Origin of the sequence: Burkholderia sp. Ax-1720 (genome assembly GCF_011753035.1) — a bacterium.
GTDB classification, from domain to species: domain Bacteria; phylum Pseudomonadota; class Gammaproteobacteria; order Burkholderiales; family Burkholderiaceae; genus Burkholderia; species Burkholderia gladioli.
Genome location: NZ_VWWK01000196.1, coordinates 1 through 12261 on the forward strand (window position 1 = coordinate 1; position 12261 = coordinate 12261).

Sequence of the window (12261 nt, forward strand, 5' to 3'; positions counted from 1 at the left end):
TGGCCTGCCCGGCTGGCGAGGCGCTGGCGCAGGGCGGCGCCGTGCACGCGCCGCTCAACGGCGCGCGCATGCCGCCCAGCCTGTCGCTGCCCGGTTTCCATTCGCCGCCGCCCGATCCGACCGTCTCCAGCGGCGCGGTGCGCGCCCAGCCGGCGCGCATGCCCTTCTACGTGGCCAGCAAGGGCAAGACCACCATTTACCTGCTCGGCACCCTGCATGTCGGCGATCCGGCCGACTACCCGCCCGCCCAGCCGTTCCGCCGGCCCATCCTGGCGGCGCTGGCCGCCTCGCCGGTGCTCGCGCTGGAGCTTTCGCCCGACGACCTGCTCGAGTCCGCCGACGATGTCTCGAAATACGGCAGTTGCCGTTACCCCTGCCTGCCGAAGCTGTTGCCCGAGCCGCTGTGGCAGCGCCTCGCCGGCCGGCTGCGCGGCAATCCTGCGGCGCTCGACGGGATCCGCCGGATGCGGCCCTGGCTGGCCGCGCTGGTGGTGGAGACCTACGACTCGCTGTCGGCCGGGCTGCAGACCGAATACGGCACCGAGGCGCAACTGCAGAACGTGTTCCTGAAGAAGAAGGGCGCGCGCGTGGTCGGGCTGGAGACGCTGGCCGAGCAGATGCGCGCCTTCACCGGGCTGACGCTGGCCGAGCAGCGCGAGATGCTGGCCCAGGACATCACCCAGACGCCGGCGCAGAACGCCGACGACATCAAGGCCCTCCACCGGCTGTGGCGCATCGGCGATGCCGACGCGGTATCGGCCTGGGCCAACGCCAAGACCGAGCGGCTCGCGCATTCGCGGCCGCTGGCCGCGGCGATCGACAACAAGATCGTCTACGAGCGCAACCGCCGCTTCACCGCGCGCGCGATCGCGCTGGCGGGCCCCAACCGGCCGCTGTTCGTGGCGATCGGCGCGTTACATCTGGGTGGCCCCAAAGGTGTGATCGAATTGTTAAAGCGGCAAGGATTTCGCGTGGACGCCGGTTGATGATGGGGAAAACCCACACTTTTACCGATTTTCGCGGTTTAACGATTGACATGAAACATTGTCAAAACTATTCTCCAATCCACAACGGGATTGACACCGGAAAGTACAAAACACTACGGGGTAGTAGCACGATAAGAAGCGCGAGGAAGGCTTTGCCGGCACGTGTTTGACGTGCCGGCAAAGGCCACCGGCAGTACGCCAGGCCAATCGACAAAGAAATACGAGGCACGCTTCGAGCGTGGTTGAAATTGGGCGTTCCGCCGCCCGGCCGGCCGTGGTCAGAGCCGGCAGGCGGCGGACGTGTTTTAAGCCAGTTTCAGGTCGGTAAATCATGCCGACATTATCGAATGTCACGATTTTGAATGGCGTCATTCAAATGGCATTTGAATTCGCTATTTGACGCGATTTAAAAAAGCAAAGCGCCCGAGGGCGCTTTTTTCATTGGTGACTATGATTCTCGCGGTAACGCTTGCCGTGAGTTTGTCGCACCGGCAGGCGGCGCCGGCGCGCCGTGGTCGCGCGCCATTCAGGCATGCGCCGCGCCCGGCGCCGTCAGCGTCACGCCCGCGTGCTCCAGCGCGTCGCGGATGCGCCGCGCGAAGGCCAGCGCATGCGGGCCGTCGCCGTGCAGGCAGACCGTCTGCGCATTGAGCGGCACCCACTCGCCCGTCACCGCCCGCACGCGCCGCCCGCGCACCATCTCCAGCGTGCGCGCCAGCATCTCGTCCTCGTCCTCCACCATCGCGCCGGCCTCGCTGCGCGGCACCAGCGAGCCGTCGGCGCGGTAGCCGCGATCGGCGAACACCTCCTCCACGGCGGCCAGGCCCAGGCGCCGCGCGGCGCCCACGAAGCCGCTGCCGGCCAGGCCGAACACGGCCACCGACGGGTCGAAGTCGTGGATCGCCGCCACCACCGCGTCGGCGATGCGCGGGTCGCGCGCGGCCTGGTTGTAGAGCGCGCCATGCGGCTTGACGTGGGCGATGCGCCCGCCCTCGGCTTGTGCGATCGCAGATAGCGCACCCAGTTGATAGAGGACGCCGGCGTAGATCTCGCTCGCCGGCAGGTCCATCTCCTTGCGCCCGAAGTTCTCCGGGTCGTGGAAGCTCGGGTGCGCGCCGATCGAGACATTCTTCTCGACCGACCAGCGCACGCAGTCGCGCATCGCCTGCGCGCCGCCCGCGTGCCAGCCGCACGCGATGTTCGCCGACGTGACGAGGTCCAGGAGCGCCTCGTCGGAGCCGCAGCCCTCGCCGAGATCGGCATTCAGATCGATTTCCATGATGTTCTCGTCCTGAGGGGTGAAGGGGAGCCGTCAGGCGGCCCGGGTGCCGGCCGCCAGCGCCCGGCGCTGCCGCTGGTGCGTCTCGTCGCGCAGCGCGATCGCCACGTCGATCTGGCGCAGGTAGGCGCGCTCGGCCGCGAGCGCCTCGCGCGCGGCCTCGACGGTGGTCGGCACGAAGCGGATCGGCAGGTTCAGGCGCGCCTGGGCGAGCTTCCAGAGATCGGCGCGGATCACCGTGCCGATCTGCGGATAACCGCCGGTGGTCTGGGCGTCGTGCATCAGCACGATCGGCTGGCCGTTCGGCGGAACCTGGATGGTGCCCGGCAGCACCGCGTGCGAGAGCAGTTCCTCGCGCGCCTCGCGCAGCAGGGCCGGCCCCGCCAGGCGGTAGCCCATCCGGTTGCTGTTGGGCGTGACGCGCCATTCCTCGTCCCACAGCGCCTGCTGCGAGGCGCTCGCGAAGCCGCCGTATTGCGGGCCGGCCAGCACCCGCACCGGGGTGGGCCAGGACGCGTGCGTATGCGGGCGGCGCGGCAGCGCCTCGCTCGGCATCAGCGAGGCGCACCAGGCCGGCGCCTTGACGCCGAATTCCTGCGCCTCGGGTGCGAGGCAGGCGGGCGCGGCGGCGCCGGGCTGGCCGGCCGGCAGGCGGTCGCCGTCGCGCAGCGCGCGCCCGCCCAGGCCGCCGAAGCGCGAGCCCAGGTCGGTGCTGCGCGAGCCGAGCACCGGCAGCACGTCGATGCCGCCCGCCACGCACAGATAACCGCGCATGCCGTGCTGCGCGACCTGCAGCGTGAGGGTCTGGCCGGCCGCTACCGGCAGGCTCCACCAGGCGTGCACGCGCCGGCCGTCGAGCGTGGCGCCGAAGCCGGTGCCGGTGATCGCGATGCGCGTGGCGCGCGGGAAGCGGAAGCTGGCGGGGCCGAGCGTGATCTCGATGGCGGCCGCCTCGGGGCGGTTGCCGACCAGCCGGTTGCCGACCTCGAGCGCCAGCGTGTCGAGCGCGCCGCCCAGCGCCACGCCCAGGTGACGAAAACCGCGCCGGCCGGTGTCCTGCACCGTCGACAGCGGCCCGGCGCGCAGCACCTCGATGCCGGCGAAAGCGCGGCCCTGGCTCATGATGCCTGCACCTCCCGCACCGTGAAGCGTACGCGGTCGCCCGGCTGCAGCAGGGTGGGCGGCGTCTGCGCGGGATCGAACAGGGGCAGGGCGGTGCGGCCGATCAGTTGCCAGCCGCCGGGCGCGCTGGCCGGGTAGATGCCGGTCTGCGCGCCGCCGATGCCGACTGAGCCGGCCGGCACCTCCAGGCGCGGCGCGATGCGACGCGGCGTGTGCAGGGCCGCCTCGAGCCCGCCGAGATAGGCGAAGCCGGGCTGGAATCCGAGGAAGAACACGATGTAGCTGCCGGCCGCGTGGCGTTCGACCACCTCGCGCTCGGCCAGCCCGGTATGCGCGGCGACCGCCGCGAGATCGGGGCCGGCCTCGCCGCCGTAGATCACCGGGATCTCGACCTCGCGGCCCGGCGCCGCATCGGGATCGGCCTCGCGCCAGGCAGCCTCAAGCCGCGGCAGCAGCGCCGCCGCCGAGGTCTCGAACGGATCGAACACCACCGTGAGATTGTTCATGCCCGGCACCACGTCGAGCACCTGCGGCCAGCCGCGCGCGAGCGCCGCGACCGCCCAGATCCGGCGCTGGCAGTCCAGCGTGGCGGGCGGCGGCGCTTCGCAGACGAGAGCGGTATCGCCTAGCGGGTAGAGACGGGGAGCGGTCATGGGCGGCTCACGGGCATCGATTGCTGCGGATGATACATCATCAATAATTTATCGATAAATTATCGATAAGAAGAAGGCGTTACGACGGTTGTCGAGCGCATCTGGCGTACACTGCGGCCATTCCCCGCCCTCGATGGTTCCCGCCGTGCCAGACAAAGCGCCCCGCCCGCCCGCCCAGATCGTTTCGTCCGAACATCTCGTCTCCGAGACCAGCGTCGAGCTGTCCGAGCTCGAATACGGGCTGATCATGGCGAGCAATGCGTTCAATCGCTGGATGGTCCGCTGCATGGACGCGGCCGGCGCCAAGGACATGACCGCGATCGAGGTCTCGCTGCTGCACCACGTGGGCCATCGCGACCGCAAGAAGAAGCTCGCCGACATCTGTTTCGTCCTGAATATCGAGGATACGCACGTTGCCACCTACGCGCTGAAGAAGCTCGCCGCGCGCGGCTACGTGTGCGGCGAGAAGTCGGGCAAGGAGGTGCTGTTCTCGGTGACGCCGGCCGGGCGCGCGCTCTGCGAGCAGTATCGCGAGGTGCGCGAGCGCTGCCTGATCGAGACGCTCAAGGAGAGCGGGCTGACCAACCGGCAGATCGGCGAGGCCGCGCAACTGCTGCGCAATGCCTCGGGGCTCTACGACACGGCCGCGCGCGCGGCCGCTTCGCTGTAGGCGGGGAAGAAGAAAGGCGGGAAAGGCGGGCGGCTCAGCCGGCCGCGCCCGAGCGATAGGCGTGGCGCTCGGTGAGGATCCAGTCGAGCGGGCGGTCGTGCGATTCGCGCGGCAGCGCGTCGAGCGCCGACACTTCGTAGGCCACGCCGATCGTCACCGGCAGCGCCTCGTTCGGCCAGGCCGCCAGCGTGCGGTCGTAGTAACCGCCGCCGTAGCCGAGCCGGAAGCCCTGCTTGTCGAAGCCGACGCAGGGGATCAGCAGCAGGTCCGGCACCAGCGCCTCGCCCTCGGCCGGCTCGGGGATGCGGTGATGGCCGGTGCGCATCGGCGCGTCCGGGGTCCAGCGCCGAAACGACAGCGGCGTATGGGGCTCGGCGATCACCGGCAGCGCGGCGCGGCGGCGATGGTCGTCGGCGAGCCATTCGGCGATCGTGGCGCGCGCGTCGAATTCGCCCGGCAGCGGCCAGTAGAAGCCCACCGTGAGCAGCGGATGCTTGCCGAGCAGATCGAGGATCCGGCGCGCCAGCGCGGCATTCGCGGCCGCCTCGCCGCTCGCCGCGCGACGCAGCGGCGCGAGCGTTTCGCGCAGCGCCTGCTTGCGATTGGCGACGGGGGGGCGTGCTATGCTTTCGCTCACTTCGTGCTCCATGAAAAACGATGTCAACCAGCCTCGTCCGAGTATATCGCGCGGCCGCCATGACGCTGTCGGCGGTCGTACTGGCCGCGGGCGCCGCCGCGTGTGCCGCTCAACCCGTCGACGACGTCACGTCGAACGACGATCAGGTCTTCGTCCAGCTACGCGAGGCCGCGCGCGCCAACAACCCGGCCCGCGCCGCGCAGCTCGCCGCGATGATCCCGAATTATCCGGCGCCGTCCTATCTCGAGTATTTCCAGATCAAGCCGCAGTTGTTCGACAGCTCGGGCAAGGCCCGCATCGACGCGCCCGACGCGCCGGTGCTGTCCTTCCTGCAGCGCTACGACGGCCAGGCGATCGCCGACCGCATGCGCAACGACTACCTGCTGGTGCTGGGCGCGCGTCATGACTGGCGCGGCTTCGACGAGCAGTACAAGCGCTTCGTGCTCGACGACGACACCCAGGTGAAGTGCTACTCGCTCGAGTCGCGCGCCTCGCGCGGCGAGAATGTCGCCGACATGGCGCGCCACCTTCTGGTCGAGCCGAAGAACTACGGCGATGCCTGCGTCGACCTGATCTCGGCGCTGGCGGTCAACCAGCAGTTCTCGTCCGACGACGTCTGGACCCAGGCGCGCCTGGCCTTCGAGCAGAACTACACCACCACCGCCGGCAAGATCGTCGACGTGCTCGGCCCGCGCCCGGCCGGCTTCGACCAGGCCGCCGGCGCGCCGCCGCTGTTCCTCGCGCGCGGCGTCGGCAGCGATGCCGTCTCGCGCCAGCTGGCGCTGATCGCGATCACGCGCATGGCGCGCAACGATCCCGACCAGGCGGCCGGCATGATGGGCACGCTCACCCAGCTCTCCAAGTCGGAGCAGGCGATCGCCTGGGGCGAGATCGGCATGCAGGCGGCGCTCAAGCGCTCGCCGATGGCGCTGCAGTACTACAAGCAGTCCGGCGGCGCGCCGCTGTCGGTGCCCGGCTACGAATGGCGCGTGCGTGCCGCGCTGCTGGCCGGCGACTGGCCCTCGGTGCGCTGGGCCATCGACCAGATGCCCGACGAGCTGCGCGCCCAGCCGGCCTGGCTCTACTGGCATGGCCGCGCGCTGAAGCAGGCCGGCGACGCCGGCGGCGCGAACCGCGACTTCGAGCAGGTGGCGGGCCGCTTCGACTTCTACGGCCAACTGGCCGCCGAGGAACTGGGCCAGAAGACCGTGATCCCGCCGCGCACCGTCGTCAGCGACGCCGAGGTCGACGCGATGAGCCAGGTGCCAGGCTTCGCGCTGGCGCGCCGGTTCTACGCGCTGAACCTGCGCCTGGAAGGCAACCGCGAATGGAACTGGCCGCTGCGCGGCATGACCGATCGCCAACTGCTGGCCGCGGCCGAATACGCCAAGCGCATCGACATGCTCGACCGCACCGTCAACACGGCCGATCGCACCACCGCGATGCACGACTTCACGCTGCGCTATCCCTCGCCGTATCGGCCGATCGTGGAGCGCTACGCGGCCACCAGCGGGCTCGATATCGAATGGGCCTATGGCCTGATCCGCCAGGAATCGCGCTTCATCACCAATGCGCGTTCCTCGGTGGGCGCCGGCGGCCTGATGCAGCTGATGCCGGCCACCGCGCAACTGGTGGCCAAGAAGCTCGGCATGGGCGGTCTCTCGCGCGCGCAGATGCACGACATCGACACCAATATCCAGCTCGGCACCTGGTACCTGTCCGACATCTACCAGAAGTTCGACGATTCGGCGGTGCTGGCCACGGCCGGCTACAACGCCGGGCCGGGCCGCCCGCGCCAGTGGCGGCAGGTGCTGACCCAGCCGGTCGAGGGCGCGATCTTCGCCGAGACCATCCCCTTCAACGAGACGCGCGACTACGTGAAGAACGTGCTGTCGAACACCACCTATTACGCGGCGCTGTTCGAGGGCAAGCCGCAGTCGCTGAAGGCGCGGCTCGGTTTCGTCTCGCCCTGAGCCGGTTGCCGGGGCCGGCCCGGGCCGCCTGCCGGGTCGAGCCGGGCCTTGGCTTTCGCGCGGGCCGCGGCGGGATCGCGGCCCGCGATTCGTTTCCCGCGCGCGCTCGCGCGGTCGAGGCAGGGCAGGCGGCAGCCCGATCGTCGCGGCGCGCAGTCGACAGCTGACGGAGGCTCGCCCATGGATCGACCGCCCCTCGCCCTGATCGGCGCTACCGGCTTCATCGGCGCCCGCCTGGTCGCGAACCTGGTTCGCGACGGCCGCCCGGTGCGGATCGCCGCGCGGCGCCGCGAGCATGCCCGCCATCTCGCCACGCTGCCGGTCGAGATCGTCGAGCTGGACGGCTTCGATACCCGCAGCCTGGCGCGCTTCGTGGCCGGCGCGCAGGTGGCCGTCAACCTGGTCGGCGTCCTCCACGGCGGCCATGGCAAGCCCTACGGCGAAGGTTTCCGGCAGGCCCACGTGGCGCTGCCGGCGGCGCTGGCGGCAGCCTGCGCCGAGGCCGGCGTCCCGCAACTGGTGCAGGTCAGCGCGCTCGGTGCCGATTCGCGCGGGCCCAGCATGTACCAGCGTTCCAAGGGCGACGGCGAGGCCGCGCTGCATGCGGCGGCGGCCGCTTCCGGCGGCGCGCTGGCGGTCACGGTGCTGCGGCCCTCGGTGGTGTTCGGCCCCGGCGACGCGTTCCTGAGCACCTTCGCGCGGCTGCAGCGCAGCCTGCCGGTGCTGCCGCTGGCGATGCCCGACGCGCAATTCCAGCCGATCTACGTCGGCGACGTCGCGCAGGCGCTGAGCCGCGTCAGCGGGCTGCGCGAGGCGCATGGCAAGACCTACGAGCTGGGCGGCCCGAAGGGCTACACGCTCGAGCAACTGGTGCGCTACTGCGGCGTGCTGGTCGGGCACGAGGCACGCATCCTGCGCCTGCCCGACGCGCTGGCGCGGTGGCAGGCGCGCCTGTTCGAGTGCCTGCCCGGCGAGCCGGTGATGACGCGCGACAACCTCGATTCGATGCGCGTGCCCAACCTGGCGAGCGGGCCGCTCGCGCCCGAGCTGGGGATCCGGCCGGCCAGCATCGAGAGCGTGGCGCCGTCCTACCTCGGCGCCGGCGGCACGCGCCACGATGCCTGGCGCGCGCGTCGCTGAGCGCGGCAGGGCATTGCCCCCGATTCACTTATTTTTGATGAAGCAGCAAGGTTCGAGCATGCAATTGATCATTGGCGACAAGAGCTATTCCTCCTGGTCGATGCGGCCCTGGGTGCTGATGCGGCACTTCGGGATCCCCTTCGACGAGACGCTGATCGAGCTGCGCACGCCCGAGACGAGCGCGCGGATCCGCGCGGTATCGCCCTCGGGCAAGGTGCCCTGCCTGATCGACGACGACGGCCTGGCGATCTGGGATTCGCTGGCGATCGCCGAGACCCTGGCCGAGCGTCATCCGGCGCTGGCCATGTGGCCGGCCGAGCCGGCCGCGCGGGCCCGCGCGCGCAGCGTGTCGGCCGAGATGCATGCCGGCTTCGTCGCGCTGCGCGCCGAGATGCCGCTCGATATCCGCGCCACCCTGCCGGGCCGCGAGGCCTCGCCGGCGGCGCTGGCCGACGTGGCGCGCATCGACGCGCTGTGGCGCGACTGCCTCGCCGCCTCGGGCGGGCCGTTCCTGTTCGGTGCCTTCGGCATCGCCGACGCGATGTACGCGCCGGTGGTGATGCGCTTCGTCACCTATGCGCCGCCGCTGTCCGAGGTCGCGGCGGCTTATGTGGCGCGCATGCTCGCGGTGCCGGCGGTGGCGGCCTGGGCCGACGAGGCGCGTCACGAGACGCGCGTGTTCGATCACTGAGCGACGATGGACCAGGCAATGCGGCGGCGGCCCGGTGCCGCGCGCCGCGGCAAGGAGGTGATGTCATGAAGATCTACGCAGTCGGCGGCGCGATTCGCGACGAACTGCTCGGCGTGCCGGTCCAGGATCGCGACTACGTGGTGGTCGGCGCGACGCCCGAGCAGTTGGCGGCCCAGGGCTATCGCCCGGTCGGCAAGGATTTCCCGGTGTTCCTGCATCCGCGCACCCACGAGGAATACGCGCTGGCGCGCACCGAGCGCAAGACCGCGGCCGGTTATCACGGCTTCCAGTTCTATTTCGCGCCCGACGTCACGCTCGAGGAGGACCTGGCGCGCCGCGACCTGAGCATCAATGCGATGGCGCGCGAGCTGAGCCCCGACGGCAGCCTGGTCGGCCCGGTGGTGGACCCGTTCGACGGCCGCGCCGACCTGGCCGCGAAGCGCTTTCGCCACGTCGGCCCGGCCTTCGTCGAGGATCCGGTGCGGATCCTGCGGATCGCGCGCTTCGCGGCCCGTTTCGCCGATTTCACGGTCGCGCCCGAGACGCTCGCGCTGATGCGCGAGATGGTGACGGCCGGCGAGGTCGACGCGCTGGTGCCCGAGCGGGTCTGGCAGGAACTCTCGCGCGGGCTGATGGAGGCGAAACCCTCGCGGATGTTCGAGGTGCTGCGCGAGTGCGGGGCGCTGGCGCGCATCCTGCCCGAGGTCGACGCGCTGTTCGGCGTGCCGCAGCGCGCCGACTACCACCCCGAGGTGGATACCGGCGTGCACGTGATGATGGTGGTGGACTACGCGGCGCGGCACGGCTACACGCTGCCGGTGCGCTTCGCCGCGCTGACCCACGATCTCGGCAAGGCCACCACGCCCGAGCACGTGCTGCCGCGCCATATCGGCCATGAAGGCCGCAGCGTCGATCTGCTCAAGCCCTTGAGCGAGCGCCTGCGCGTGCCGAACGAGTGCCGCGACCTGGCCCTGCTGGTGGCGCGCGAGCACGGCAACCTGCACCAGGTGATGAAGATGGGCGCGGCCGCGCTGGTGCGCTTCCTGGAGCGCGCCGACGCGCTGCGCAAGCCCGGTCGCTTCGCCGAGATGCTGCAGGCCTGCGAATCGGATGCGCGCGGGCGGCTCGGGCTGGAGGCGCAGCCCTATCCGCAGGCCGAGCGCCTGCGGCGCGCGCTGCTGGCCGCGCGCTCGGTGGATGCCGGCCAGGTGGCGGCCGGGCTGCGCGGCAATCCGGAAGGGATCCGCGAGGCGGTGCATCGGGCGCGGATCGCGGCGGTGGCGGCCGAGCTCTCGATCGACGCCGACACGGGCGAATGAGCGGCGCGCCGGCGGTGGCGATCCGCGCGGCGCGGCCGATTCGACCCGGTCGCGACCGAGCCGCGCGCCTGGCCGGCGCGCTTCATCGAGATTCAATCGGGAAAAAAACGAAACCGTCACCCGCGGCCGATGCCGCGCGTGACGGTTCTGGGGGAAGCGATCTCAGCGCGCCGCGCCCGACACGCGCCCGTCCGGGCCGTACAGGCCGGCGCGCGCCGGCTGGGCACGCAGCACCTGCAGGGTGCGCTCGTTGTAGTCCATGCGGATGCGGATCAGCATGCCGTTGTTGAGGTTGGCGTGGCGCACGCGCTCGGTGGCCTCGCGCAGCAGCTTCCAGCGGCTCGCGACGCTCGGGTCGCGCTCCGAGGCGGCGTCGATGCCGACGCGGCCGGCCGGGTAGCCGAGCGCGGCGAGCTGCACGTCGCGCTGCTTTTCGAGCGTGGCCAGGCGCTCGACCAGCTGGGTCTTGCGCTCGATGATGTCGGGCAGCGTATCGGCCGGCGAGGCCGCCGTCAGCGCCTGTTGCTCGTAGGCGAGCAGGGAGGCGAAGGCTTCCACCGTCGCGTGCTCGTCGTTGATCGTCGCCAGCAGTGCTTCTTTCATTGCGTCTCGCTCAAAACGCCGGCGCGCGGACCATCCGCGTGCCGATTGCGGTCGCCCCCCGCCGCCCTCAGCCGAGCTTGACCGGCGTCTGCACCAGCTCGCGAGCCGTCTGCAGGATGCCGTCCGCGATCTTGCCGGTGTCGATCGAGAGCGAGCCGTTGCGGATCGCATCGCGGATCGACGCCACCTTCGCGGTGTCGATATCGGCCGAGCCCGACGAGGCCAGCGATTGCAGGTTCGTCGACACGGAGGACAGGTTCACGTTCGCATCGCCGCCGGTGGCGGGCGCGGCGTCGGCCACCGGCGCCGCGGGGGCGGCGGCCTGGCTGCGCGACGAAGCGGCGTCGGAGGACGCCGGGCGGACGTTCGTGGCGGGGGTGGAATCGATTTTCACGATGAGCTTCCTGAACGATTTGAGCGAGATAACGGCAGGACGGAGCCGAACTTTAGCGCTCGATCTTCAGTAAATGCTTTCAGAAACAAAAGTTTGCACTCTTTTGCAGTCTTACTGGCCGCGCTGGCGGCGCCCATCATAACGGAATCTCGACCGTTCCCGAATCCTTCACCACCGCCGTGACGATCTGGCCCGCCGCGAGGCGCACCCGCACCTGCTGGCCCGGCCCCGCGTTGTTCATCACGCTGCCTTCCGACGAAATCGTGAAACCCTTGCCGGCCGCCACCACGCGCACGGTCTGGCCGATCGTCACCGACGAGGCGCTGCGCAGCATGTCCTGGCGTAGCGGCAGGCCGGCCGCCACGCGCACCAGCGAGGTGCCGCCGACTGCCTGGCCCGGGTCGGTGATGATCGCCAGCGGCAGCTGGGTCAGGTCGCCGTCGTGGGCGACCAGGTCGGCGGCCGTCAGCACCTCGCCGGGCGACAGCGCGCGGGCCGCCACGTAATAGGTGCCCTGCACCGAGATCTTCGACTGCAGGTAGAGCGTCCAGGGTTTCGCGCCGGCGCAGCGCACGCCCACCGTGGTGCGGCCCCAGAGCCGCGCGCCGGTCGGCAGGAAGGGCTCGAGCCCGGTGCAGGCGGCCAGCCCGCGCGGGAAGGCCGGCGCCACCGTGACGATCGCCTTGCCCGGCAGGCCGGCGGTCTGCTGGCGCAGGAAGGCCAGCGCGGCCTGGCGGATCGCTTCCGGATCCTGCTGGCCCTCGGGCACCGGCGGCGCGGCCTGGGCCTGGGCG

Annotated in this window: 13 protein-coding genes; 6 read left to right on the forward strand and 7 right to left on the reverse strand. The window is 70.9% G+C overall.

Annotated elements, in window-relative coordinates:
* Nucleotides 1-23: 23 nt before the first annotated feature.
* The gene (locus F3J18_RS31815; RefSeq protein ID WP_167220149.1) at nt 24-986 is read left to right on the forward strand and encodes a TraB/GumN family protein; all 963 of its coding nucleotides are present in this window, start codon (nt 24-26) and stop codon (nt 984-986) included.
* A gap of 526 nt (nt 987-1512) precedes the next feature.
* Here the strand turns inward: F3J18_RS31815 and pxpA are convergent.
* From pxpA to pxpB, 3 genes are read right to left on the reverse strand one after another with little or no spacing between them, the layout of a single operon-like run.
* Entirely contained in the window at nt 1513-2265 is a 753-nt protein-coding gene (gene pxpA / locus F3J18_RS31820; protein WP_013699663.1) for a 5-oxoprolinase subunit PxpA, read from the reverse strand.
* 33 nt (nt 2266-2298) lie between these two features.
* Nucleotides 2299-3387: a biotin-dependent carboxyltransferase family protein gene (locus F3J18_RS31825; RefSeq protein ID WP_166916076.1), complete on the reverse strand. Its 1089-nt coding sequence runs from the start codon at nt 3385-3387 to the stop codon at nt 2299-2301.
* A complete protein-coding gene (pxpB, locus tag F3J18_RS31830) occupies nt 3384-4040 on the reverse strand; it encodes a 5-oxoprolinase subunit PxpB (protein ID WP_166916079.1) in 657 nt (218 codons plus the stop codon). Before pxpB ends, F3J18_RS31825 begins: the two co-directional genes overlap by 4 nt.
* A gap of 133 nt (nt 4041-4173) precedes the next feature.
* On the opposite strand from pxpB, the gene F3J18_RS31835 reads away from it, so the two are divergent.
* Nucleotides 4174-4710 (forward strand): winged helix DNA-binding protein, encoded by a 537-nt coding sequence (locus tag F3J18_RS31835; RefSeq protein WP_166916081.1) that lies wholly within the window; start codon nt 4174-4176, stop codon nt 4708-4710.
* Nucleotides 4711-4744: 34 nt separating this feature from the next.
* Here the strand turns inward: F3J18_RS31835 and F3J18_RS31840 are convergent, their stop codons facing one another.
* Nucleotides 4745-5347: a 5-formyltetrahydrofolate cyclo-ligase gene (locus F3J18_RS31840; protein WP_166916083.1), complete on the reverse strand. Its 603-nt coding sequence runs from the start codon at nt 5345-5347 to the stop codon at nt 4745-4747.
* A 20-nt stretch (nt 5348-5367) separates the two neighbouring features.
* Between F3J18_RS31840 and F3J18_RS31845 the strand changes: the two genes are divergently transcribed.
* The 4 genes from F3J18_RS31845 to F3J18_RS31860 all read left to right on the forward strand — a co-directional run bounded on the left by F3J18_RS31845 (nt 5368) and on the right by F3J18_RS31860 (nt 10470).
* On the forward strand, nt 5368-7320 hold the full coding sequence (locus F3J18_RS31845) for a lytic transglycosylase domain-containing protein (protein WP_166916085.1): 1953 nt from the start codon (nt 5368-5370) through the stop codon (nt 7318-7320).
* A gap of 180 nt (nt 7321-7500) precedes the next feature.
* Nucleotides 7501-8460 (forward strand): complex I NDUFA9 subunit family protein, encoded by a 960-nt coding sequence (locus F3J18_RS31850; protein ID WP_166916086.1) that lies wholly within the window; start codon nt 7501-7503, stop codon nt 8458-8460.
* Nucleotides 8461-8518: 58 nt separating this feature from the next.
* Entirely contained in the window at nt 8519-9151 is a 633-nt protein-coding gene (locus tag F3J18_RS31855) for a glutathione S-transferase family protein (protein WP_036052941.1), read from the forward strand.
* 65 nt (nt 9152-9216) lie between these two features.
* Nucleotides 9217-10470: a multifunctional CCA addition/repair protein gene (locus F3J18_RS31860; RefSeq protein WP_166916088.1), complete on the forward strand. Its 1254-nt coding sequence runs from the start codon at nt 9217-9219 to the stop codon at nt 10468-10470.
* Nucleotides 10471-10632: 162 nt separating this feature from the next.
* Here F3J18_RS31860 and F3J18_RS31865 read toward each other — a convergent pair whose 3' ends face one another.
* From F3J18_RS31865 to flgA, 3 genes are all read right to left on the reverse strand, one after another.
* On the reverse strand, nt 10633-11073 hold the full coding sequence (locus F3J18_RS31865) for a flagellar protein FlgN (RefSeq protein WP_013699655.1): 441 nt from the start codon (nt 11071-11073) through the stop codon (nt 10633-10635).
* Between the two features lie 67 nt (nt 11074-11140).
* Entirely contained in the window at nt 11141-11467 is a 327-nt protein-coding gene (gene flgM, locus F3J18_RS31870; protein WP_013699654.1) for a flagellar biosynthesis anti-sigma factor FlgM, read from the reverse strand.
* Nucleotides 11468-11603: 136 nt separating this feature from the next.
* A partial coding sequence (flgA, locus tag F3J18_RS31875; RefSeq protein ID WP_166916090.1) for a flagellar basal body P-ring formation chaperone FlgA occupies nt 11604-12261 on the reverse strand: 658 nt, incomplete at its 5' end.